Origin of the sequence: Neorhizobium puerariae, assembly GCF_042429745.1 — a bacterium.
GTDB lineage: Bacteria > Pseudomonadota > Alphaproteobacteria > Rhizobiales > Rhizobiaceae > Neorhizobium > Neorhizobium puerariae.
The window spans coordinates 84,287-108,871 of sequence record NZ_JBHMAA010000004.1 but is presented as its reverse complement, the minus strand read 5'-3'; the positions used below and the strand labels follow the sequence as shown (position 1 = coordinate 108,871).

Sequence of the window (24,585 nt, the reverse complement as noted above, 5' to 3'; positions counted from 1 at the left end):
GGTTTCACTCCCTCAACGCAATGCCCGTAATTACCGCCCCAGATAGTTCTCGATCACCTTCGGATCGTTTGAAACAAAGTCGATCGAGCCCTCGGCCAGCACCGAACCTTCCGCAAGGCACGTCACCTTGACGCCGAGTTCGCGGATAAAGCCCATGTCGTGCTCGACGACAACGACCGAGCGTGTCCTGGCGATCTTCTTCAGAAGCACCGCCGTCTCCGCCGTTTCCGCGTCCGTCATGCCCGCCACCGGCTCGTCGACCAGAAGCAGCTTCGGCTCCTGCGCGAGCAGCATGCCGATCTCCAGCCACTGTTTCTGGCCGTGGCTGAGATTGGCCGCATATTCCTGCCTGCGATGCGTCAGGCGGATCGTATCGAGGATTTCCTCGATACGCGCCTTGTCCTCGGGCGTCAGCGTATAGAACAGCGTCGCGAAGACACCGCGGTCACGGTTGAGCGCCAGTTCCAGGTTGTCCCAGACCGTATGGCTTTCGAACACGGTCGGCTTCTGGAATTTCCGGCCGATGCCGAGCTGGGCGATATCCGCCTCGTCCTGTCTGGTCAGATCGATCGTATCCTCGAAAAGCACGATGCCGGTATCCGGCCGCGTCTTGCCGGTGATGATATCCATCATCGTCGTCTTGCCGGCGCCGTTCGGGCCGATGATCGCCCGCAGCTCGCCCGGCTCCACCACGAAGGACAGCGAATTGAGCGCCTTGAAGCCGTCGAAGGAAACGGAGACGTTTTCGAGATAGAGAAGACTTTTCGATCTGGTTTCAGCAATCGTGTTCATCGTCTCGCCTCCTTACTCGGCAGCCTGGACGGCCTGCGCGACCGTTGTCTCGTCGCCTCTTCCCTTCTCGGCCTCCGCCGCGGCCTTCAGCGCCTTCCGGGCCTTGAAGCCGTACTGGATGGTCCCGACGATGCCCTTCGGGAGGAAGAGGGTCACGGCGATGAAGAGGCCGCCCAGCGCATAGAGCCAGAATTCCGGGAAGGCGCCGGTGAAGAAGCTTTTCCCTGCATTGACCAGCACCGCCCCGATGATCGGGCCGATCAGCGTGCCGCGTCCGCCGACCGCCGTCCACACGACGACTTCGATCGAATTGGCCGGAGCGAATTCACCCGGATTGATGATGACGACCTGCGGCACGAAGAGCGCACCGGCGATGCCCGCCATCATCGCCGAGACGACGAAGGTGAAGAGCTTAATATTCTCGACGCGAAAGCCGAGGAAGCGCACCCGGCTTTCCGCATCCCGCACGCCGACAAGGACTTTGCCGAACTTCGAGCGCGTGATGGCGGACGCGATGACGAGGCAGAGCGCCAGCATGATAGCCGACATGGCGAAGAGCACCGCGCGCGTGCCATCCGCGGCCACCGGGAAACCGATGATATCCTTGAAGTCGGTGAGGCCGTTATTGCCGCCGAAACCCATGTCGTTGCGGAAGAAGGCGAGCATCAGCGCATAGGTCATCGCCTGGGTGATGATCGAAAGGTAGACGCCGTTGACGCGCGAGCGGAAGGCGAACCAGCCGAAGACGAAGGCGAGCAGGCCCGGCACGATCAACACCATGACCATGGCGAAGGCGAACCAGTCGAAACCGTACCAGAACCACGGCAGTTCCTTCCAGTTCAGGAAGACCATGAAATCCGGCAGGACCGGATTGCCGTAGACGCCGCGGCTGCCGATCTGGCGCATCAGGTACATGCCCATCGCATACCCGCCGAGCGCGAAGAAGGCGCCGTGGCCGAGCGAGAGGATGCCGCAATAGCCCCAGACGAGATCGAGCGCCAGGGCAAGCAGCGCATAGCAGAGATACTTGCCCATCAAGGCCATGGCGTAGGTGGGGACATGCAGCGCGCTGTCCGGCGAGGTCATGAGGTTGAGCGCCGGCACGAGGATCGCGATGCCGGCCAGGATCGCGGCGGCAATGACGATCTTCCCTTCGAGTGCCCGCAGGATGAAACCCGTGATCATGCTTCCACCGCCCTTCCCTTGAGCGCAAAGAGGCCGCGCGGACGTTTCTGGATGAAGAGGATGATGAGAACCAGAACCAGGATCTTGCCGAGCACGGCGCCGACCGACGGTTCGAGGAACTTGTTGAGGACGCCGAGCGAGAGAGCGCCCACCAGCGTGCCCCATAGATTGCCGACGCCGCCGAACACCACGACCATGAAGCTGTCGATGATGTAGCTCTGGCCGAGATTGGGCGAGACGTTGTCGATCTGTGACAGCGCCACGCCGGCAATGCCCGCGATGCCTGACCCAAGCGCAAAGGTGAGCGCGTCGACCCATGGCGTCCTGATGCCCATGGAGGAGGCCATGCGGCGGTTCTGCGTGACGGCGCGCATATTGAGCCCGTAGGCAGACTTCTTCATGACCACCAGCAGCGCCATGAAGATCGACATGGAAAAGAGCACGATCCACAGGCGGTTCCAGGTGATCGTCATGCCGCCGAGCGCGAACGAACCGGACATCCAGGACGGATTGCCGACCTCCTGGTTGGTGGGCCCGAAGATCGAGCGGATCGCCTGCTGCAGGATGAGCGAGACACCCCAGGTGGCCAGCAGGGTTTCAAGCGGCCGTCCGTAGAGAAAGCGGATGACGCCGCGCTCGATGACGAAACCGACGGCGCCGGTGATCAGGAAGGCCACCGGCAGCGCGATCGCCAGCGACCAGTCGAACAGGCCCGGCGCATTGGAACGGATCGCCTCCTGCACGATGAAGGTGGAATAGGCGCCGAGCATGACCATCTCGCCATGCGCCATGTTGATGATGCCCATCACGCCGAAGGTGATGGCAAGCCCGATCGCGGCAAGCAGCAGCACCGAACCGAGCGACAGGCCGTACCAGACGTTCTGCACCATGTCCCAGAGCTTCTGCTCACCTTCGATGGCATCGATCGCGGCGGCGAGATCGCCCTTCAGACCGGCATCGATCGAACCGGATACCGAATTCAGAATGCCGAGCGCATTGCGCCCCCCGAGGTTCCTGATCGTCTCGATGGCCACGCGCTTCTCGTCGATCGAACGATTGGAGGAAAGCACGGAAACGGCGCGCGCTTCCTCCATGCGGGTCTTGACTTCGCTGTCGGTCTCCTTGGCAAGCGCGGCTTCCACGAGTTCCAGATTTTCGGGACCCGGCGAGCGCAGCACGGCGTCGGCCGCCTGCAGCCGGACAGCCCGGTCCGGGCTCATGAGCGTCAGGCCACCCATGGCGGAGCGGATGACCCGGCGCAGATTGTTGTTGACCTTGATCTTGGTGACGGCGTTCTTCGGCGCCTGGCCGGCGGACATGCCGGTCAGCGGATCGATCAGCTCGAAACCGGAGCCGGCGGCCTTGGCGATGAAAACCAGATCGTCGGATTTGCGGAAATAGAGGTCGCCGTTCGAAAACGCATCCAGCGCCGGCACGACGCGCACGTCTCCGGTCGCCGCGATCTGCCCGATCAACGTTTCGGCTTCATTGAAATCGGCCTTCGAGAGCGCGTCGATCAAAGGCTTGGGATCGCTCTGCGCATGGGATGGTGCGACGAGTGAAAGGAGAAGGAAAATCAGACTGAAAAAACGGATGAGCATGCTTTTGTCCCCCGTGGAAGCGGCCGGGTGCCTTGCTCCCTCCTCTCCCCGGCGGGGAGAAGTGCCGAGCGAATGCGAAGCGATGAGGGGGAAGCCGTCAGGCTGTGCTTCCCCCTCATCCGGTCCTTCGGACCAATCTTCTCCCCAGGGGGAGAAGGGTTAACTCATCAGCTGCCCTTGCCGCCGCACTTGCCGGAAGCGACGTTGAAGTTGCCGCAGGAAAGCGGCTTGCGCCAATCGGAGATCAGGTTCTTGGAGTCCGGCAGGTAATCGGACCATTCGTCGCCGACCACGGCAGGCGTTTCCTGCACGATGTCGAACTGGCCGTCGGCCTGGATTTCGCCGATCAGAACCGGCTTGGTGATGTGGTGGTTCGGCATGACGGTGGACGTGCCGCCCGAGAGGTTCGGCACGGAAACGCCGATGATCGAGTCGAGAACCGCATCCGTGTTGGTCGTGCCGGCCGCTTCCACCGCCTTCACCCAGGCATTGAAGCCGATATAGGCAGCTTCCATCGGGTCGTTGGTGACGCGCTTGTCGTTCTTGGTGAACGCGTGCCAGGTCTTGATGAACTCGGCGTTGACATCGGCATCGACGGACTGGAAGTAGTTCCAGGCGGCGAGATGCCCGACAAGCGGAGCGGTGTCGAGACCGGCGAGTTCCTCTTCGCCGACCGAGAAGGCGACGACCGGAATGTCCTCGGCCTTGATGCCCTGGTTGGCGAGCTCCTTGTAGAAAGGAACGTTGGCGTCGCCGTTGATGGTGGAGACGACGGCGGTCTTCTTGCCGGCCGAACCGAATTTCTTGATATCGGAGACGATCGTCTGCCAGTCGGAATGGCCGAACGGCGTGTAGTTGATCATGATGTCGGATTCGGCGACGCCTTTCGACAGCAGGTAGGCTTTCAGGATCTTGTTGGTCGTCTGCGGATAGACGTAGTCGGTACCGGCAAGAACCCAGCGCTTCACGCCCTCGGTGTTCATCAGGTAGTCGACGGCCGGGATCGCCTGCTGGTTCGGGGCGGCGCCCGTGTAGAAGATGTTGCGGGAGGACTCCTCGCCCTCGTACTGAACGGGATAGAACAGGATGGAGTTCAGCTCCTCGAAGACCGGCAGGACGGACTTGCGGGACGACGAGGTCCAGCAGCCGAAGACGGCGGCGACCTTGTCCTGGGAGATGAGCTGGCGGGCCTTTTCGGCGAAAAGCGGCCAGTCGGAAGCGGGATCGACGACGACGGCTTCGAGCTTCTTGCCGAGCACGCCGCCCTTCTTGTTCTGCTCTTCGACGAGCATCAGCATGACGTCCTTGAGCGTCGTCTCGGAAATCGCCATGGTGCCCGAAAGCGAGTGGAGGACGCCGATCTTGATGGTGTCGTCGGCCGCAAAGGCGCCATGCAGCGCCGTCGTCGAAAGTACCGCGGCGAGCAATGCGCCACCGAGTTTTGCCTTGAATGTCATTGGATTCGAACCCCTCTTCTCGTTCGTTCCGCAACGAAGACCTAGCCGTTGCTTCGGCGACTATCGGGCGCTGCACCGCAAAACCGTATACGTAAAATGACGTACTCCGGGGGGAGAAGCGGGAAGACCGGAAACGTCGTCCAGCGGATGTCCGGCATCGATCGGAATGCCGAAATCGACGGTGGCGGGAAACTCCCGCTTCCGTCATGATGGCGCCATTGCATGGAGGGGAGAGACATGAGCATCGATGTCACGACGATCGGCTTCACCAAAACCACGGCCGAGGATTTCTTCAGCCGCGTCAGGGCCGCAGGGGTCAGGAAGATGATCGACGTCAGGCTCCACAACACCTCGCAGCTTGCGGGCTTCGCCAAATCGGACGACCTCGCCTTCTTCCTCAAGACGATCTGCGGCGCCGCCTACGTGCACGAACCGCTGCTCGCGCCGACCGAGGAAATCATGACGGCGTTCAAGAAGGAAAAGGGTGACTGGAACGTTTTCCAGAACGATTTCATGGGCCTGATGGCCGAACGCAAGGTGGAGAGCCATTTCAGGGCCGAAGAATTCGACGATAGCTGCCTGCTCTGCTCGGAGGACAAGCCCCATCGCTGCCACCGCCGGCTCGTCTGCGATTACCTGAACGGGAAATGGGGCGGCAAGCTCAGCGTCCGCCATCTCTAGGGTCGACCGGAAACCCCGCACGAGGCTGAGCGGGGACCACCCCCATGAGGAGGAACGACGCCCTCCTCCGTCGTGATCGCGCAGGCTCCAATCAGCCGTTTGCGCCGGGCCGGTTCCGCCAGGCTTCCGCCTGGGCGTAGAATTTCTTTTCCCATTCCTTGTGGTTGTCCAGCCCCTCCTTGATGAAGGGCGTGAAGATCGCCAGATGCATCAGCAGCCAGTTCACAAGTCTTGCCGGGAACCTGAGCGGCTTGACGAAGTCGACGAAGAGGACCACGCGCGTCTTGTCCGTGTGGTTCCAGGCCTCATGCTCGTAGGCATCGTCGAAGATCAGCACCTTGCCCTCTTCCCAGTGGCAGATCTGGTCCTTGACGCGGATCGCCAGCTTATCGCGCGGTTCCGGCACGACGAGGCCGAGATGCAGGCGCAGCACCCCGTTATAGGGGCCGCGATGGGCGGGCAGATGTTTTCCAGGCTCGAAGATCGAGAACATCACGGTCGTGAGTCCGGGAATCTTCTGCATCGCCTTCCAGGTCTCGGGGCAAGCCTGGATATTCTGCTCCGACCTCAGCCCGAAACCAAGCAGGAAAAATGTCTTCCAGCCCCTGTCGGTCGAGATCGTCTTCACGTCGGTGGAAATGTCCTGGAAGGTCGGCAGCTCGTCCTTGCGCACGAGGATGCGGTCGAGTTCGGCGCGAATGGCCGGCGCCGCCTTTTCGATCTCGGCCGCCCACGGGAAGGTGGCATTGTCATAGACCGGCGGGTTGCCGAGCCTGGCATATTTGAAATTCATTCGCTCCGCCCAGGCGACGATCGACATGAAGAAGCGGGTGGTCGCGCTCGGGCGGTTCATCGGTGCGATACCGGTAGTACCGAAGCTCTGTTCAGTTTTGCTGGAAGATGACGGTTTCACTTGCGAAGCGCCTGATATGGAAAGTTGATCTGATACGGTAAAGGCGCTTGCCGTCACGCCTTTTTCCGTTTTGGCACGTTACTTGACATGGGACGTCAAGTTCCAGCTTGCAAGCATGTGTGTCATATATGCGGCGTCATGGAACAAGATTGAGCCCGAGTGTGGCAGAAGAATCGCTCGCCCGCCGCCTGTGCCGTCACGCCGGAGGCGAAGAAATGGGCCGGCGGATGGCCTGACAAATACTTCGCACCTGCGAAAGCCTGCTTGCAAAACGCTGCGCCACAGCCGAAAGTGCCTAAACCGCAATCTTTCCTCGCAAGGCGCTAGAAATTAGGCATGGCAGCGCGGCAACGCATCATTCCTGTCCGGCGTGAATACAACCGTTGGGTCGCCAACCAGACGCTGGAAGACTATGCCCTGCGTTTCACCGCCAAGAGCGCGCGGCGGTTTTCATCAAGCCGGATCTCCCAGACGGCCATCGGCGCGATCTCCTTCCTCGCGCTGGAGGCGATCGGCGGTGCGATCACCCTTTCCTACGGCACGACCAACGCCTTCTTCGCGATCGTCGCGGCCGCGATCGCCATGCTGGTCATCGGCCTGCCGATCAGCCGTTATGCCATTCGCCACGGGGTGGATATCGATCTGCTTACCCGCGGCGCGAGTTTCGGTTATATCGGCTCCACGATCACCTCGCTGATCTATGCGAGCTTCACCTTCATGCTGTTCGCGATCGAAGCATCGATCATGACCGGCGCGCTCGATCTTGCCTTCGGCATCCCGCCCTGGATCGGCTACTTCATCAGCGCCGCGGTGGTCATTCCGCTCGTCATCTACGGCGTGCAGCTGATCTCGCGCTTCCAGCTCGTGACGCAGCCCTTCTGGATCGTGCTGAATATCCTGCCTTTCGCCTTCATCGCCTTTCTCGACTGGGAAAAGTTCGACCTCTGGCGGGCCTTTGCCGGCGTCAACCATTCGAACGCGCAGGTTGGCGGCGTCGCTCCTTTCAACCTTGTCGAATTCGGCGCCGCCTCGGCCGTCATCCTCGCACTGATGCCGCAGATCGGCGAACAGGTGGACTTCCTGCGCTTCCTGCCGCCCGAGGGGCAGCGGAAATGGCGCCACCGCATGGCGGTCTTCCTCGCCGGCTCCGGCTGGGTGATCGTGGGCGTGCCGAAGCTGCTGGCCGGCTCCTTCCTCGCCGTACTGACGCTCTCGACCGGCGTGCCGGTGCGCGAGGCTGCCGACCCGGCCCACATGTATCTCGCGGCCTTCGGCTACATGATCCCCAACGAGACGGCCGCCCTACTCCTGATGGCGGCCTTCGTCGTCGTCTCGCAGTTGAAGATCAACGTGATGAACGCCTATGCGGGCTCGCTCGCCTGGTCGAATTTCTTCTCGCGCCTGACCCACAGCCATCCCGGCCGCGTCGTCTGGCTGGTCTTCAACGTGGCGATCGCGCTGCTGCTGATGGAGCTTGGCATCTACCGGCTTCTGGAGGCGACGCTCGGCATTTTTTCGATCATCGCCATGGCCTGGCTCTGCACCATCTCGGCCGATCTCTTCATCAACAAGCCGCTCGGGCTCGCGCCGCCCGGCATCGAATTCAAGCGCGCCCATCTCTATGACGTCAATCCCGTCGGGCTTGGCGCGATGTTCGGGTCCGCCGGCGTGGCGCTCGCCGCCCATTTCGGCCTTTTCGGGCCGCTGATGGCCTCCCTCGCGACCTACGTGACCCTGATCGCCTTCCTCATCTCGCCGGTCATCGCATTTGCGACGCGCGGCAAGTTCTATCTGGCCCGCAAACCGCGTGAGAGCTGGAAAAGCCTCGGGTCCATCACCTGCTCCATCTGCGAACATCCCTTCGAGCCGGAAGACATGGCGTGGTGCCCGGCTTATGCCGCGCCGATCTGCTCGCTCTGCTGCTCGCTCGACAGCCGCTGTCACGACATGTGCAAGCCGCATGCGCGCCTGAACACACAGGTTGGCACGGTCGCCCGCTCCTTCCTGCCGGAGAGCGTCATCAACAGGCTGACGACCCGGCTCGGCCGTTATGCCATGACGGCCGTCGTCTCCATCTCCATCATCGGCACCATCCTGGCCATGATCGCCTATCAGGTCGGAGAAGCCGCTCCAGCCAATGCCGAGGTGATCTACGGCACGATCTTCATCGTCTTCTTCGTCTTCGCGATCATCGCCGGCATCGTCTCCTGGTTCTATGTGCTCGCGCATGACAGCCGCGTGGTGGCCGAGGAGGAATCCTCCCGCCAGAACACGCTTCTCCTGAAGGAGATCGCCGCCCACAGGAAGACCGATACCGCGCTGCAGGAGGCCAAGGAAACGGCCGAGGCGGCCAATCGCGCCAAGAGCCGTTATGTCGTCGGCCTCAGCCACGAATTGCGCACCCCCCTCAACGCGGTGCTCGGTTATGCGCAGATCCTCGAACGGGACGAAACCATCCCCGTCCCCCGCCAGTCGGCGATCAAGGTCATCAAGCGTTCCGCAGACCATCTCTCCGGCCTGATCGACGGACTGCTCGACATCTCCAAGATCGAGGCCGGCCGCCTGCAGGTCTATTCCAACGAGATCAACATCCAGGATTTCCTCGACCAGATCGTCGAGATGTTCGGCCTGCAGGCCCAGGCGAAAGGGCTTGCGTTCGAGCACGAGCGCGCCCGTTCCCTGCCCCGGTATGTCCGAACGGATGAAAAGCGCCTGCGCCAGATCCTCGTCAACATCCTGTCCAACGCCATCAAGTTCACGGATGAAGGCAGGGTCCGCTTCGATGTCGCCTATCGCAGCCAGGTCGCGACCTTCACCATCTCCGATACCGGCCGCGGCATCGCGGAAAAGGACCTCGCCCGCATCTACGAGCCCTTCCAGCGTGGCGAGGCAGACAGCGTCCGCCCCATGCCGGGGCTGGGCCTCGGGCTCACCATCACCCAGCTTCTCACCAACACGCTCGGCGGCGAGATTTCGGTGACGAGCAGGAAGGACGAAGGCTCGACCTTCAGGGTAAGGCTGATGCTGTCCGCCGTCGAGCGGCCGAACACGGCGCCGGCGGCCGAAAAGAAGATCGTCTCCTATACCGGTCCCCGCCGGACCATCATGGTGGTGGACGACAACGAGGATCACCGCGACCTGATGCGCGAGGTTCTCTCGCCGATGGATTTCGTCGTGCTGACCGCGGGCGGCGGCCCGGATTGCCTGACCCTGATCGAAGGCATGACGCCGGATCTCTTCCTGGTCGACATCTCCATGCCCGGCATGAGCGGCTGGCAGCTCGTCGGCAAGCTGCGGGAGATCGGCCAGACCGCCCCCGTCATCATGCTGTCCGCCAATATCGGCGACGGGTCCGGCGCCAATGCCGGCGACGAGATGCACAATGATGCAATCGCCAAACCGGTCGATATCCGCCGGCTGGCGGACAAACTTGCCGCCCATCTCGGCCTTGTCTGGATCTATGAAAACGAAACGGTCCTGCCTTTGCCCGTGGGACCGAAGCCGTCGGTCAGAAGTCCGGGGACGAACCATGTCCAGGACCTTTTGCGGCTCGGCGAAATCGGATACGTCCGCGGCATCGAGGCAAAGCTCGCAGACTTGGCGAAGGACGAGGCGAACCGGCCGTTCACGGACGAACTGGGCGCCTATGTGCAGGCCTTCGATCTCGCCGGCTACATGAAATTCCTGACCCGCCTGGAAACAGAGAGGACGAGTGATGGCTGAAACGGCCCTTCCGCGCGATATCGTCCTGCTCGTCGACGACAGCCCGGATGCGCTCGGCTTCCTGACCGAAGCGCTCGAAAAATCCGGCTTCTCCGTGCTGATCGCCACGTCCGGGCAGGCTGCGCTCAACATTGTCGAACGCATCACGCCGGACCTTATCCTGCTTGACGCCGTCATGCCCGGCATGGACGGGTTCGAGACCTGCCGCCGGCTCAAGACCAATGCCGCGGTCACCCAGGTGCCGGTCATCTTCATGACCGGGCTGACCGAGACCGAACATGTGGTCAACGCGCTCGATTCCGGCGGCGTCGACTACCTCACGAAGCCCATCAACATCGATGAACTGCGCGCCCGTATCCGCGTCCATCTTTCCAATGCCCGCTCGGCGCAGAGCGCGCGCGTGGCGCTCGACGCCGCCGGCCGGCATCTGCTGGCGGTCAAGGCCAGCGGCACGATCCACTGGTCCACGCCCCAGGCGACGCGACTGATCAATGCCGCCACCGGCAGCGACGACGGCCTCGATATCGTCTCCCGCCGTCTCACCGACTGGATGACCGAGCGCGACAGGCCGGGCTTCGCCCGCGATGCGGCCTTCGCGCTTGCCGAAGGTGGACAGGCAAGCCTGCAGTTCACCTTTCTTGGCGCGATCGGAGCCGACGAGTATCTCTTCCGCCTCACCGCCAGCAACCGGCGCCCGGACGACGAGGTCCTGCGCCAGCATTTTGCGCTGACCGTGCGCGAATCCGAGGTGCTGCTGTGGATCGCCAAGGGCAAGTCGAATCGCGATATCGGCGATATCCTGGGCCTGTCTTCCCGCACGGTGAACAAGCATCTGGAACAGATCTACGTGAAGCTCGGCGTCGAGAACAGGGCATCGGCGGCAGTCAAGGCCGCCCATGTGCTGCACGGCGAGGAACGGTCGGCGTAGAGCGCGAAACGACCCGGAAAACCGTTTCCAGCGGCAGATACCCGAGGCCATGACCGAGGGCCGGAGCGCCCCATGCAAGAGCCGACCGGTTCCCGGACTGGTTGCAGCAGCAAACGCCACGAACCCGAAGCGGAGAACGACATAAGCCGGCCTCGCGCCGTCGCTGTACGCGGCCCGGCGAACCCCGCCTATGCCGATGGACTGTTCACGCCGCAGGCGGCATTGGAAAGTGTCGCTTCGATTTCGTCGGTTATCAGCTGCGGACTCTGCAGCAGGAAAGCATTCAGGGCGTTAAGCGCTATCGGCCCCAGGGCCTGGTTCTGCCGTCCGGCATTGTTGGCATCGGTTATCGCCTGGAACGAATCGAACTTCGCCTGGTACGCAACCTGCAATTTCGTCCTGCGTTCACCCGTCATATAGGGCCTGGCTTCCCGCCAGATGCGGTCCACCGCGTTTCCCATGCTCTGAAGATTGCCGAATAACGTCCGCAGCTTTTCGGGATCGGTCGGCAATATCGGGAGCCCGCCGCTCGGATTGTACATGATGATGGCGATTTCCTTCAGAGAACTGTCGATATCGGGAAATCGACTTTGAATGATCTCGTTTAAGCTTTCCACTTTTGTATTGCAAACTGAATAGGATTGCTTGATCTGCTCAACGTCTTTTTGAGATGAACAGGAAACGACCGCCGAGAATATGCTCACCAATACGGCGCATGCAGATGCACCTGCGTTTATTTTTTCATGAACCGTCATACGCACCCCCAATAGCCGAAGCAATTAAAGCAGGTTTTCTACTTTAAGTCGAGAATGCAGCCTGAAACATATTCAAGACCGGCAAATGTGAACTCACCGACTGAGGATGAGAGCTTGGATGAACAGCGACGACGCCTGTCCGGACTACTTTTTACTCAAGCTTCAAGTCCGCCATGAACATTGTTGGAAGCAGGGTTCGCAACAGCTTCCAGGATCGGGCGCGGGCTGAACGTCCCGCCCAAACGCGAAGAAGCCCGGCAATGCCGGGCTTCCCGCAGGGCGTATTCCCGATGCGGACCGATCCGCAACGAAATTACATTTCGTTATAGGTGTACTTGCCGTCGGAGCCCTTGCCCCACTTGTACATGACGTAGTCCGGGCGGGTGATGTCGCCCTTCTTGTCGAAGCCGATCTCGCCGATCGCGGTCTTCCACGGGCCGGAGGACTTCATGGTTTCGGCAACCTTCTCGCCTTCCGTGGACTTCGCCTTTACAGCGGCCTGCGCGATGATCTGCAGGGCCGCATAGGAATAGAGCGTATAGGCTTCCGGTTCGAAACCGGCCTTGCGGAACTTCTCGACGAGTTCCTTTGCGGCCGGGTTCTTGCGCGGGTCGGGAGCGAACGTCATCAGCGTGCCGTCGACGGCGTCGCCGGCAATCGAAGCAAGCTCGTTCGAAACGATACCGTCGCCCGACATCATCGGAGCCTTGACGCCCTGGTCCTTCATCTGGCGCATGATGAGGCCGGCCTCGGTGTGCAGGCCGCCGAAATAGACGAGCGTGACGCCCGCTTCCTTCATCTTGGCGATCAGAGCCGAATAGTCCTTGTCGCCGGGCGTGATGCCTTCGTAGATGACTTCCTTGACGCCGGCGGCGTTCATCGCCTTCTTGGTTTCGTCGGCGAGACCCTGACCGTAAGGGGTCTTGTCATGGACGACCGCGACCTTGCCGGTCTTGAAGTTGTCGGCGATGTACTTGCCTGCGACACCGCCCTGCTGGTCGTCACGGCCGCAAGTGCGGAAGGTGTTCCACAGGCTGCGCTCGGTGAAGGTCGGGTTGGTGGAAGCCGGCGTCACCTGGATGATGCCGTTTTCGGCGTAAACTTCCGAAGCCGGGATGGAGACGCCGGAGTTGAAGTGACCGACAACGAACTTCACGCCGTCGGCGACGAATTTGTTGGCGACCGAAACGCCCTGCTTGGCGTCGGAGACGTCATCTCCGAGAACGATCTTGATCTTCTCGCCATTGATGCCGCCGGCGGCGTTGATGTCGGCAGCGGCCTGCTCGGCGCCCTTCTGGAGCTGCGCGCCGAAGGCTGCGTTCGGGCCGGTGAGCGGGCCACCGACGCCGACGAGGATATCGGCCCATGCGCTGCCGCTGAAAGCGACCATGGCCGTCAGCGCAACAGCGGAAAGAAGAGACTTCTTCATTGATTTACTCCCAGTTTTTAAAGCGGGTTGGGTTTTGAAAAGCCGGCGCGATACCCACCACGATCAGGCCGGAAATTGTTCCACTCTAGGTTCGGTTTGAGGCTCGACCTAAACCAATCTGAAGACAGTTTCGCCTGCCTGTCAATCTTTCTTCTTCCAGGAAAAAGCCGAGGTCGGCTCGTACAGCCAGTAGTAATTCTGCACCATCTGGCGGGTCCTGCGGATGCGGAATCCGGCAATCGAGAAGACGGCCAGAAGCACCACGTCGACGACGTAATAGAAGCCGCTGATGAACGGTCCCTGGAACAGCGCATAGTGCAGGAAGCGCATCACGATGCCGAGCAGCAGGGTGTAGACGACCACCGTCGGAATGCCGCTCCAGCCCTCCGCGACGGCCCGGCCGGTGCGCCAGGCGGTCCAGAACCCCATCACCAGCACGAAGAAGCGCAGAACGAGGCGGACGCCCGTATCGTCTTCGAAGAAAAGTCCCTGCATATCAAATCTCCCTTCCCGGCCCGTTCAATGCCGTCCGCCCTCGAGATAGGCGGCACGCACTTCCGGATTGGCGAGAAGCTCCTTGCCGGAACCAGTCATCGTCACCTTGCCGTTGACCATGACATAGGCGCGGTCGGAGAGTTTCAGCGCTGCGAATGCGTTCTGCTCGACGAGGAAGACGGTGAGTCCCTCGTCCTGGTTGAGCTTCTTGATCGCCTCGAAAATGCCCTTGACGATGAGCGGCGCAAGGCCGAGCGACGGCTCGTCGAGGAGAAGGAGCTTTGGCCGCGCCATCAGCGCGCGCCCGATCGACAGCATCTGCTGCTCGCCGCCCGAAAGCGTGCCGCCGCGCTGGCCCTGACGTTCCTTGAGGCGCGGGAAGAGCGCGAAGATCTTCTCCACGTCTTCCTTGAAATACCTGAGATTATCGAGGTTTGCGCCCATCTGCAGATTTTCCAGCACGGTCATGCGCGGAAAGATGCGCCGGCCTTCCGGCGACTGGGCGATGCGCCTGCGGGCGATGAGATGCGTCGGCAGGCGGGTGATGTCCTCGCCGTCGAAGACGACATGGCCGACACGAGCCTGCGGGCTGCCGCAGATCGTCATCATCAGCGTCGACTTTCCGGCGCCGTTGGCGCCGATCAGGCTCACGATCTCGCCTTTGCTGACCTCCACATCGACACCCGCCAGCGCGCGGATATTGCCGTAATAGGTCTCGACGCCCTGCACTTTCAGAAGGGTTTCACCGGCCATCAGTGCGCCCCTCCTTCGAGTTCTTCCGCAATCACCTCATGCACCTCGTCATCCTCGACGCCGAGATAGGCGGCGATCACCTTCGGATCGTTCTTCACCTGGTCCGGCGTCCCGTCGGAAATCTTCTGGCCGTATTCCAGCACCACGACATGGTCGGAAATTTCCATGACCACCGACATGTCGTGTTCGATGAGCAGGATCGAGACACCTTCGTCGCGGATCGAATGAAGCAGTGTATTGAGTGCGGCGGACTCGCGCGGGTTGAGACCGGCGGCCGGCTCGTCGAGGCAGAGCAGTTCGGGGCCGGTGCACATGGCCCGGGCGATCTCGAGGCGCCGCTGGGCGCCGTAGGGCAGATCGCCGGCCGGATCGTCGGCGCGGTCGATCAGCTCCGCCTTTTCGAGCCAGTACTGCGCCTTCTCGATCGCCGCCCTGGCGGCATTGCGATAGGCCGGCAGGCCGAGCAGGCCGAGGATCGTGTAGCCCGAAGCCTTCATCAGCACATTGTGCTGGGCGACCAGCAGGTTTTCCAGCACCGTGAGGCCTGAAAAAAGGCGGATGTTCTGGAAGGTGCGGGCAACCTTGGCGAGCTTGGTGATCTCGAAATCCTTCAGCCGTTCGAGAAGGTGCTCCTTCCCGTCCCGCTGCCTGAGCACGATCATGCCCATGGTCGGCTTGTAGAAACCCGTGATGCAGTTGAAGACGGTCGTCTTGCCGGCGCCGTTCGGGCCGATCAGCGCGGTGATCTCGCCGCGCCGGGCCTCGAAGGAGAAGTCGTTGATGGCCATCAGGCCGCCGAACTTCATCGACAGGTGCTCGACCTTGAGGATGGTGTCGCCAGTCATCGTGGAAGTCATCGTGTCCGTCTGGGGGGTCATCAGCCGTGCCCCTCCTTGGTGAAGCTGCCGGAAACCGCCTTGCGCTGCTTCAGGAAAGCCGTCGGCTCCCTGCTGCCGACGAAACCGCGCGGCTTGAAGAGCATCACGACGATCATCGCGAGCCCGAAGAGCAGCATGCGGTAAAGTTCCGGCGTGAAGTCCGGCCCGAAGATCAGCTTCAGGAATTCCATCTCGCGCAGCAGCTCGGTTCCACCGACCATGACCACCGCGGCGATCGCGATACCGGTCAGCGACCCCATGCCGCCAAGCACGACAATCGCGAGGATGACCGCCGATTCCAGGAAGACGAAGCTTTCCGGCGAGACGAAGCCCTGGCGGGTGGCGAAGAAGGAGCCTGCGAACCCGCCGAACATCGCACCGGTCGCAAAGGCCGTGAGCTTGGTCGCGACTGTGTTGATGCCCAGCGACCGGCAGGCTATCTCATCCTCTCGCAGAGCCTCCCAGGCCCGGCCGATCGGCATGCGCCGCAGCCGGATCGTCACGTAGGCGGTAACGAGGCAGAGCGCCAGGATCACGTAGAAGAGGAAGATCTTGTAATAGGCCGACGACATCGGCAGGCCGAAGGACTTGGCGAAATTGTTCGGCGCCCCGACATCGAAGGACCAGAGCCCGAAGATGCTGGCCTTCTGGATGCCCGAGATGCCGAACGTGCCCCTGGTGACATCCGTCCAGTTGATGAGGACGAGGCGGATGATTTCCCCGAAGGCGAGCGTCACGATCGCCAGATAGTCGCCCCGCAAGCGCAACACCGGAAAGCCGAGAATGACGCCCCACAGGGCGGCAAACATGCCGGCAAGCGGCAGCAGCAGCCAGAAGGACAGGCCGAGATGCTGCGACAGCAGCGCATAGGAATAGGCACCCACCGCATAGAAGGCCACGTAACCGAGATCGAGCAGGCCGGCCAGCCCGACGACGATGTTGAGACCCCAGGCGAGCATCACGTAGATGAGGATCTGGATGCCGAAGTTGTCGACATATTTCAGCGAGCCCTGGGTGCCGAACAGCCAGACGGCGACCATCGGATAAAGCAGCAGCGCGATCAGGGCGATCTTGAGGAAGTGCTTGTGGAAAAAGCCCTTTTCCTCGGAGATTTCGAGGATGCCGCTCTTGGCCCTGGCAAGCTTGCGGCGGTCGACATGCGGCTTGATGAAACCGACGGTCAGGAAGCGCCCGAGCGCGGCCACGCCGACGAAGACCGCCAGCAGCCCCCAGCGCGTGCGCCAGACGAGCCGGTTGTCGATATCCTGATAGGTCTCGATGCCGACATAGAGAAGGAACATGCCGAAGGCGATGGCGCCCGCGAAAATGCCCTCCTTGACGGCCCGCATCATCAGGCCGGAAGAAGTGTTTTCAGATGGGGCAGCCATGTCAGACCTTCTCCACTTCCGGCCGGCCGAGAATGCCCGTCGGCTTGAAGATCAGCACGAAAGCAAGGATCGCGAACGTCGCGACATCCTTGTAGGCGATCGTGAAATAGGCCGACCAGAGCGACTCGATGAGGCCGATCAGCAGCCCGCCCAGGACCGCGCCCGGCAGCGAGCCGATGCCGCCCAGGACCGCGGCGGTGAAAGCCTTCACGCCGGGAATGAAGCCGTCGTTGAACGACGCCACGCCGTAATACATGAGGAACATCGTGCCCGCGACGGCGGCGAGCGCTGCCCCCATGACGAAAGTGACGGAAATCGTCCGGTCGACGTCGACGCCAAGCAGGGCGGCCATCTTGCGGTCCTGCTCGGTGGCGCGCTGCGCCCGCCCGAGCGGCGTCTTGTTGACGACATACCAGAACGCGAAGAGCAGCACCGCCGTGACGACGACGATGATGATCTGCTTCAGCGAGATGGTGATCGCACCGAGATGGTAGACGTCCGAAACGAGCTGCGGAATCGGCTTGTTTCGCGGCCCCTGCGTCACCTGGATAAAGTTCGACAGCACGATCGACATGCCGATGGCGGTGATCAGCGGCGCCAGCCGGAACGAACCGCGCAGCGGCCGGTAGGCGACCCGCTCGATCGTCCAGTTCCACAGCCCCGTCATCAGCATGCCGACGACCAGCATGATGAGCAGGAGTAGCGCCACCGGAATGCCGGCGAAGAAGGACGTGAGGATCAGAAAGATGATGAGAGCGGCAAAGCCGCCGAGCATGAAAATGTCACCATGGGCGAAGTTGATCATGCCGATGATGCCGTAAACCATCGTATAGCCGATTGCCACGAGGCCATAGATGGACCCAAGAGTCAGCCCATTGATGAGCTGCTGGATAAAATACTCCATATATTTTCCCCTGGATGCGGTCCGTAGGATAGCCGCATCTCTTGTATTTCGCCCCTTGCGGGATCTTGAGTTCTTGTGCGCAATCCATAACGGTTTCGTAAGAAATGTGAAGACAAAAAGCCGCGAGATGGGCAAAATCCCGCCACTTCTTAACAATCTGACTCCACAAGGATCATAAATTCCAAAAAACCGGCAGATCCTGTCAAAAAATTAGCCAGACGCCCGGCTTTGCGAAATTTTCGCAGCGCCCCGTTTCCTTGCCAAATGCCTCCGGTCGGCAGCCTGCCGCCGCCGGCAGGCCCTCGATGCGGTCTCGTCCGCCGTCCAGCCTGTTATCGGTCGGTCGCCTGACGGCGTCAGTCGGAAAAGCTCCGGCTCAGCGCGTGTTCCCGGCCCATTTCCATCAGCTCGTCGAAGGCCGAGCCGGCGACCGGGCGCGGCACGATGATCTCGAACGTATCCGGTCCCGTACGGGCGACATTCGCCGCCACATGGCAGCACATCATGTTGGCGGACTGCCTCTGTGCGAAAACATCCGGATGCAGGTCGACCGCCACGCATCTCGCCAGGATTTGCCGCACGCTCGGGCCGGAAATCACCAGCAGCACTTTCCCGTCGCTCTGGTCGGCGAAGGAAGCCCCGGTCATGCCGGACAGCACGCTCGCAACGGTCTCCGCGCGCGCGGTCTGCGAGACGGCAAGCCACTCGGAAGGGCCACAGAACCGCGGCACGATGTCCTCCGCCTTCCGCAAGCTCTCCGCCACGGCCGCCTCGTGGCCGACATGGGCCAGAACCGAAAAGATCACGGGACGCCGCACCACGACCAGGTGGTTGGGATTCGGATCGTTTTCGAAACCGGAGATGTGATCCTCAAGGACATGCCGGTGAAGAAGATTGTTCGCCATCGGTAGCCTCACGGATTGAGTTTCGCGTTTTCGGGATCGACGAAGACCGGAGAGCAGACTTCGGCCAGCACCTCCGAGCCGCGCAGCCCATCCCACGCCACGATCCTCTCGCCGAACCGCTCGCGGCCGGATTTCAGCATCGCCAGCGCAATGAAATGGCCGAGTACCGGCGAGAAGCAGGCCGACGAGACGAAACCCTGGTCATTGGCGAGCGACGGCTTCGCCTGGTCCTTCAGGAGATGGGCGCCCGCCTTGATCTCCTTGTCCGCCTCGACCGGCTTCAGGCCGACCAATTGCAACCGGTCGGCGGCCGTCAGGCCAAAACGGGTGGAAAGCCGCTTGCCGATGAAATCCGGCTTCTGCATCGCCATCATGCGGCTCAGGCCCACGTCATCCGCCGTGGTGCGTCCCTCAAGCTCGTTGTGGGTGACGTGCCCCTTCTCGATGCGCAGCACGTTGAGCGCTTCGACGCCATAGGCCGAGATGCCGTCCTCGCGTCCCGCCTCCATGATCGCGTCTGCGACCGCCTCTCCGTAACCGGCCGGAACCGCAAGCTCGTAGGCAAGCTCGCCGGAGAAGGAAATGCGGAAGAGCCGGGCCTTCAGGCCGCCCTGCAGCGTCACCTCGCCGGCCGCCAGGAACGGGAAGGCCGTATCGGAAATATCGTCCTGCACGATGCGGCCGAGGATCAGCCGCGCCTTCGGCCCGGCAAGCGACATCTGCGCCCACTGGTCGGTCGAGGAGACCAGCCGGACGTCGAGATCCGGCCAGAAGGTCTGTGCCGAGAATTCCAGGTGGGCGAGCACCTCTGCCGCACGGGATGTCGTGGTGGTCAGGACGTAGTGGTTCCCGGAAAGCCGGCTGGCGGTGCCGTCGTCGAAGACGATGCCGTCCTCGCGCAGCATCAGGCCGTAGCGTGCCTTGCCGACCGGCAGTTTCAGAAAGCTGTTGGAATAGACCCGATCGAGGAACTCCGCGGCACCCGCTCCGAAAATCTCGATCTTGCCGAGGGTCGAGACATCGCAGAGCCCCGCGTTGGAGCGCACGTTCAGCACTTCGCGGTTGACGCTATCGCGCCAGTTCTTCTCGCCGTCCCTCGGAAACCACGCGGAACGATGCCACAGGCCGGCTTCGACGAAGGCCGCGCCGTTCTTCCTCGCCCAGCTGTGCAGGGGCGAGACGCGGACGGGCGCCGCCCGTTCCGCCCGGACACCACCGGCCAGCGCTCCGAACGAAACCGGCGTGTAGAAGGGCCGGAAAGTGGTCGTGCCGATCTCGGCCGGCGACACGCCGCGCATGCCGGCGACGATGCCGGCCGCATTCACGTTGCCGAGCTTGCCCTGATCCGTCGCCATGCCGGCCGTCGTATAGCGCTTGGTGTGTTCGATGTGACGAAAGGCCTCGCGCTGGGCAAGGCCGAGATCGCCGACATGCACGTCGTTCTGAAAATCGACGAAAGCCTTGTCCTTGCCTCCCGGCACGTACCAGAGCGGTGAAAAGGACGGATCGTATTCGCCCTCGACGTCGGGAATATCGGTCTCGTAGGCGGCAAAACCGAGATCCCGCGCAAGCGCGACCGCCTTTGCCGCGCCGTCCCTCAGGCAGGCGGAAATCCTGTCGAAGCCGGCAGCGGAACCGGCCGGAACGAAGGCCGCGCCGATATCCGGCGCAAGAAAAGCCTGTTTCTCGTCCGACCACACGGGTTTGGCGCCGCGCTGGCACATGAGATGGACGACCGGCGACCAGCCGCCCGACATGGCGAGCGCATCGCAAGCCACCACCTCCTCGAAACCGGACCGTTCGGCGATCAGCGCATCGATGCGATGCCTGCCCTTGGTGGCGATCACCGAGCCGTTGCGGATCAGCCGCACGCCATCCGGCACCGGATCGGCCGATTGCGGCCTGGCGTCGATGATGGCCGCGACCTCGATACCTTTGGCCGAAAGGTCGGCCGCGGCGCGATAGCCCGAGCCGCCGTTGGTGAAGACGGCGACCTTGCTGCCGACGGCAACGCCGTAACGATTGAGATAGCCGCGCACGGCCTCAGCCGTCATCACGCCGGGCTTGTCGTTGCCGCCGAAGACCAGCGGCCGCTCCTCGGCGCCCGAGGCAAGGATCGACCGTTTCGCGACGATGCGCCACAGCCGTTCCATCGGCAGATCCGGCGATGGCGAGGCGACGTGCTTCTGCACCCGCTCGACCGCGCCGAAGACCATGTCATCATACCAGCCGAACACCGTCGTGCGCGGCATCAGGGTGACATTCGGCAGCGCGGCCAGCTCCGCGGCGACGGCGCTTGCGAAGTCCGCAGCCGGCAGGCCACCGATCGCAGCGCTCTCGCAAAGCAGCGCGCCGCCCAGCCTGAACCCTTCATCCGCAAGGATGACGCGTGCCCCGGCGCGACCGGCGGCAAGCGCCGCCATCAGCCCCGCGGCGCCGGAGCCGATCACCAGCAGGTCGCTATGCGCCCAGGATTTCTCGTAGCGATCCGGATCGGCCTGCATCGTGACCTTGCCGAGACCGGCCGCGCGGCGGATCAGCGGCTCGTAGAGCTTTTCCCACAAGAACCCCGGCCACATGAACGTCTTGTAGTAGAAGCCGGCACCAAGAAAGGGCGATAGGGGATTGTTGACCGCCGCGAGATCGGTTCTCAGCGAAGGCCAGCGGTTCTGGCTGGTGGCAACCAGACCATTGTAGAGTTCAGCCGTTGTCGCACGGACATTCGGCTCGCCGCGCGCCCCCGCGCCGATCGTCACAAGCGCATTCGGCTCTGCCGATCCGGCCGTCACCGCCCCCCGCGGCCGATGGTACTTGAAACTGCGGGCCATCAGCATCTGGTCGTTGGCGAGAAGCGCGGAGGCGAGCGTGTCGCCTTCGACCCCCCTGAAGGTTCGCCCGTCGAAGGTGAAGTTGAGCGGCTGGCCGCGATTGACCATGCCGCCAGAACCGAGGCGATGGGCGGTCATCCGGCAGCCCTCGCCCGCTCGAATTCCGCCGCATCCGTCACGCCGAACACCTCGTGGGTGAGGGTGTCGCGATCGACCACCAGCCAGCGCCGGCAACCGGCGGCATGGTGCCAGTATTCCTGATACCGTCCCTTAGGATTGTCCCTCACATGGACATAGCGGTGCCACTCCTCGTCCTTCGCCGCCGGCGGCGGACGCCTTGGCGCGGCGGCGCCCCGGATCGAAAACTCTTCCTTCGGCCTTACGCCGCAGTGCGGACAGTGAATCAGACTTGCCATGGGGATGTCTCAGTGAAGGTTTGGCTGCGGACCCCCGCCCGCTTCATCGATCGCATAGCCGCGCTCGAACCGGTCGAGACGCATGAAACGGGAGACGTGATGCGATTCGTTCCTGGCGATCAGATGGGCGAAACAGAAGCCGGAAGCGGGCGTCGCCTTGAAGCCGCCATAACACCAGCCGCAATTGAGGTAGAGGTTGTCGACCGGCGTGCGGTCGATGATCGGCGAACCGTCCATCGACATGTCCATGACGCCGCCCCAGCTCCGCAACACCTTTGCCCGCGACAAGCCGGGAATGAGCGAGACGCCCTCCTCCATCGTGTGCTCGACGGTCTGCAGATTGCCGCGCTGCGCATAGGAGGAATAGAAGTCGATCTCGGCGCCGAAAACCAGCCCGCCCTTGTCCGACTGCGAAATGTAGAAGTGTCCGGCCCCGTAGGTGATCACATGATCGATCACCGGCTTGAGCCCTTCCGAGACGAAGGCCTGCAGCACATGCGTCTCGATCGGCAGTTCCAGATCGGCCATGCGCCCCACCGTCGTCGTATTGCCAGCGGCCGCCAGCGCCAGCTTGCTGCAGCCGATGAACCCCTTCGTCGTCTCGACGCCGACGACGATGCCGTTCTCCCGGCGGACGCCGGTCACCTCGCAATGCTGGATGATGTCGACGCCGCGCTGGTCCGCACCGCGCGCATAACCCCAGGCAACCGCGTCGTGCCGCACGGTCCCGGCCCGCCTCTGGTAGAGCCCGCCGAGGATCGGGAACCGCGCATGGTCGAAATTGAGATACGGCATCATCTTGCGCACCCGCTCCCGGTCGAGCAGTTCCGCATCGACGCCGTGCATGCGCATGCCGTTGCCCTTGCGGGCATATTCGTCGCGCTGGCCGTCCGAATGGAAAAGGTTGACGATGCCGCGCTGCGACACCATGGCATTGTAGTTGAAGTCCTTTTCGAGCCCCTCCCAGAGCTTCAGGGAAAACTCGTAGAAAGGATTGTTGCCTTCCAGCAGGTAGTTGGAACGGATGATCGTCGTATTGCGCCCGACATTGCCGGAGCCGATATAGCCCTTTTCCAGCACCGCGACATTGGTGATGCCGAATTCCCTGGCAAGATAATAGGCGGTCGCGAGACCGTGCCCGCCGCCGCCGACGATGATCACATCGTAATGCGGCTTCGGCTGCGGCTCCCGCCAGGCAGGTTTCCACAGCCGGTTGCCGGAAAGCGCGTGCTTGAAGATGGAATATGCCGAATAGCGCATGCATCGGTCCCGTTCATTGCGGTCACACATTCGCATATGCGAGAGAAAGGACAAGCGCAATCAGGACATTCATGACGCTGATTGCGGGAAAGGCCGGTCAGGGCCGCAACCGCGGCTTTCCGGACATGGCGCATTGCCGCGGGCATGTTTCGGGCAGGCCGGCCAAGGTTTCTCAAACGCTTAGCCTCCACCGCCTCCCCGTTCCCCGCGCGAGCCGTAGACTCGCCGGCGAGCAAGAACGGAGAGAGCCATGGCCGAGACCACCGTCAACCTGAAGATGCCCTTCATCCTGCCTTCGCAGGCGCAGAAGCATGTGACCCACAACGAAGCGCTGCAGAGGCTGGACGCCCTGGTGCACCTGACGATCCTGGCCGAGCAGCCCGCTCCACCCAGCTCGCCTCCGGAAGGAGCCTGCTATCTGGTCGCGACGACGCCCACCGACGCCTGGACCGGCAAAGGGGGAAGGATCGCCATCTGGCAGGACGGCTTCTGGAGCTTCGCCGAGCCGAAAGGCGGCTGGCGTGCCTGGTTTATCGCCTCTGCCGCACTCAAGGTGTTTTCCGGCGTCTCCTGGCAGGACATTCCGTTGCCTGACAGCGGCAGCTTCGCCGAACTCGGGATAAACGCCACGGCGGACAATACGAATCGCTTCGTCGTCTCCGCCGCCGCCAGCCTCTTCAACCACGCGGGCAACGGCCACCAGATCAAGGTCAACAAGGCCGCGTCCGGCGACACGGCCTCCCTGCTCTTCCAGACGAACTGGACCGGCCACGCGGAAATGGGCCTTGCCGGCAACGACGCCTTCTCCGTCAAGGTGAGCGACGGCGGCGCCTGGAATACCGGCCTTTCGATCTCCCCCGCCGGCCACGTCTCCCGGCCGAACCAGCCGACGGCCCGCGCATACCGGACGGGTGTCAGCTTCGCGCCGACAGCCGGCCAGCAGAGCGGTTTCACGACGCTCGCCCTCAACCAGGGCGGATTTACCCTCGGCGCGACAGCGCCCGGAGGCGGCAACCGCGTCGTCGTGCCGGCAGCCGGCCCCTACCTCCTCGGCCTCAATGTCGCGGTGCTGACATCGTCGGGTCACACCACCAGCCTGATGCTCAACGGAACGCAGACGCTCATTTTCATGAACGGTGTTGCCGGGGGAGCACAAATGCAGTCCGCGACAGGCGTTTTTTCTCTTTCCGGGGGCGATTACCTCACCCTGGGGCATGCGGGTACCGCACAATTGGAGCTTGGAGCGGGCAGGACGGAAATATCTTTGACTATGCTGTGATGCTGCGATGCGAAA

At 62.5% G+C, this 24,585-nt stretch carries 20 protein-coding genes; 4 read left to right on the top strand and 16 right to left on the bottom strand.

From position 1 onward, the window contains the following. Positions 1-30: 30 nt before the first annotated feature. The 4 genes from urtD to urtA form a co-directional block, all read right to left on the bottom strand. Positions 31-792, bottom strand: a complete 762-nt coding sequence (urtD, locus tag ACFFP0_RS02670) for an urea ABC transporter ATP-binding protein UrtD (protein WP_377255743.1) — start codon at positions 790-792, stop codon at positions 31-33. 12 nt (positions 793-804) lie between these two features. Further along, positions 805-1,977 (bottom strand): urea ABC transporter permease subunit UrtC, encoded by a 1,173-nt coding sequence (gene urtC, locus ACFFP0_RS02665; protein WP_377255740.1) that lies wholly within the window; start codon positions 1,975-1,977, stop codon positions 805-807. Continuing rightward, positions 1,974-3,578 carry an urea ABC transporter permease subunit UrtB gene (gene urtB, locus ACFFP0_RS02660; RefSeq protein WP_377255737.1) on the bottom strand — a complete coding sequence of 535 codons (1,605 nt, stop codon included), beginning with the start codon at positions 3,576-3,578 and terminating at the stop codon, positions 1,974-1,976. Before urtB ends, urtC begins: the two co-directional genes overlap by 4 nt. Positions 3,579-3,745: 167 nt before the next feature. Then, positions 3,746-5,035, bottom strand: a complete 1,290-nt coding sequence (gene urtA / locus ACFFP0_RS02655) for an urea ABC transporter substrate-binding protein (RefSeq protein WP_377255734.1) — start codon at positions 5,033-5,035, stop codon at positions 3,746-3,748. 237 nt (positions 5,036-5,272) lie between these two features. Here urtA and ACFFP0_RS02650 point away from each other — a divergent pair, with 237 nt between their 5' ends. Beyond that, entirely contained in the window at positions 5,273-5,716 is a 444-nt protein-coding gene (locus tag ACFFP0_RS02650) for a DUF488 domain-containing protein (RefSeq protein ID WP_377255731.1), read from the top strand. A 91-nt stretch (positions 5,717-5,807) separates the two neighbouring features. Here the strand turns inward: ACFFP0_RS02650 and olsC are convergent, their stop codons facing one another. Beyond that, positions 5,808-6,647: an ornithine lipid ester-linked acyl 2-hydroxylase OlsC gene (gene olsC, locus ACFFP0_RS02645; protein ID WP_512699789.1), complete on the bottom strand. Its 840-nt coding sequence runs from the start codon at positions 6,645-6,647 to the stop codon at positions 5,808-5,810. A gap of 318 nt (positions 6,648-6,965) precedes the next feature. Here olsC and ACFFP0_RS02640 point away from each other — a divergent pair, with 318 nt between their 5' ends. Together ACFFP0_RS02640 and ACFFP0_RS02635 are read left to right on the top strand one after the other, a co-directional pair. After that, positions 6,966-10,352 carry a hybrid sensor histidine kinase/response regulator gene (locus tag ACFFP0_RS02640; RefSeq protein ID WP_377255727.1) on the top strand — a complete coding sequence of 1,129 codons (3,387 nt, stop codon included), beginning with the start codon at positions 6,966-6,968 and terminating at the stop codon, positions 10,350-10,352. After that, on the top strand, positions 10,345-11,280 hold the full coding sequence (locus ACFFP0_RS02635) for a response regulator (protein ID WP_377255725.1): 936 nt from the start codon (positions 10,345-10,347) through the stop codon (positions 11,278-11,280). Before ACFFP0_RS02640 ends, ACFFP0_RS02635 begins: the two co-directional genes overlap by 8 nt. A 188-nt stretch (positions 11,281-11,468) precedes the next feature. On the opposite strand, the gene ACFFP0_RS02630 is transcribed toward ACFFP0_RS02635, so the two are convergent. The 11 genes from ACFFP0_RS02630 to ACFFP0_RS02580 all read right to left on the bottom strand — a co-directional run bounded on the left by ACFFP0_RS02630 (position 11,469) and on the right by ACFFP0_RS02580 (position 23,291). Then, positions 11,469-12,035 carry a hypothetical protein gene (locus tag ACFFP0_RS02630; protein WP_377255722.1) on the bottom strand — a complete coding sequence of 189 codons (567 nt, stop codon included), beginning with the start codon at positions 12,033-12,035 and terminating at the stop codon, positions 11,469-11,471. Positions 12,036-12,348: 313 nt separating this feature from the next. Continuing rightward, complete coding sequence (locus ACFFP0_RS02625; protein ID WP_377255719.1) at positions 12,349-13,464, bottom strand: branched-chain amino acid ABC transporter substrate-binding protein; 1,116 nt, start codon at positions 13,462-13,464, stop codon at positions 12,349-12,351. A 141-nt stretch (positions 13,465-13,605) separates the two neighbouring features. After that, on the bottom strand, positions 13,606-13,959 hold the full coding sequence (locus ACFFP0_RS02620; protein ID WP_377255716.1) for a DUF6867 family protein: 354 nt from the start codon (positions 13,957-13,959) through the stop codon (positions 13,606-13,608). Between the two features lie 24 nt (positions 13,960-13,983). After that, on the bottom strand, positions 13,984-14,712 hold the full coding sequence (locus ACFFP0_RS02615) for an ABC transporter ATP-binding protein (RefSeq protein ID WP_377255713.1): 729 nt from the start codon (positions 14,710-14,712) through the stop codon (positions 13,984-13,986). Continuing rightward, positions 14,712-15,590, bottom strand: coding sequence for an ABC transporter ATP-binding protein (locus tag ACFFP0_RS02610; protein WP_377255710.1), 879 nt, complete (start codon positions 15,588-15,590; stop codon positions 14,712-14,714). The genes ACFFP0_RS02615 and ACFFP0_RS02610 overlap by 1 nt, the downstream gene beginning before the upstream one ends. Next, a complete protein-coding gene (gene livM, locus ACFFP0_RS02605; protein ID WP_377255706.1) occupies positions 15,590-16,978 on the bottom strand; it encodes a high-affinity branched-chain amino acid ABC transporter permease LivM in 1,389 nt (462 codons plus the stop codon). Before livM ends, ACFFP0_RS02610 begins: the two co-directional genes overlap by 1 nt. Position 16,979: 1 nt before the next feature. Next, positions 16,980-17,882 carry a branched-chain amino acid ABC transporter permease gene (locus ACFFP0_RS02600; protein WP_377255703.1) on the bottom strand — a complete coding sequence of 301 codons (903 nt, stop codon included), beginning with the start codon at positions 17,880-17,882 and terminating at the stop codon, positions 16,980-16,982. A gap of 356 nt (positions 17,883-18,238) precedes the next feature. After that, complete coding sequence (locus ACFFP0_RS02595) at positions 18,239-18,787, bottom strand: sarcosine oxidase subunit gamma family protein (RefSeq protein ID WP_377255700.1); 549 nt, start codon at positions 18,785-18,787, stop codon at positions 18,239-18,241. An 8-nt stretch (positions 18,788-18,795) separates the two neighbouring features. Beyond that, a complete protein-coding gene (locus tag ACFFP0_RS02590) occupies positions 18,796-21,753 on the bottom strand; it encodes a sarcosine oxidase subunit alpha family protein (protein WP_377255697.1) in 2,958 nt (985 codons plus the stop codon). Further along, complete coding sequence (locus tag ACFFP0_RS02585) at positions 21,750-22,031, bottom strand: sarcosine oxidase subunit delta (protein ID WP_377255694.1); 282 nt, start codon at positions 22,029-22,031, stop codon at positions 21,750-21,752. Before ACFFP0_RS02585 ends, ACFFP0_RS02590 begins: the two co-directional genes overlap by 4 nt. Positions 22,032-22,040: 9 nt before the next feature. After that, on the bottom strand, positions 22,041-23,291 hold the full coding sequence (locus tag ACFFP0_RS02580; RefSeq protein ID WP_377255691.1) for a sarcosine oxidase subunit beta family protein: 1,251 nt from the start codon (positions 23,289-23,291) through the stop codon (positions 22,041-22,043). Positions 23,292-23,541: 250 nt separating this feature from the next. Between ACFFP0_RS02580 and ACFFP0_RS02575 the strand changes: the two genes are divergently transcribed. After that, complete coding sequence (locus ACFFP0_RS02575) at positions 23,542-24,570, top strand: DUF2793 domain-containing protein (RefSeq protein WP_377255688.1); 1,029 nt, start codon at positions 23,542-23,544, stop codon at positions 24,568-24,570. Positions 24,571-24,585 lie beyond the last annotated feature (15 nt).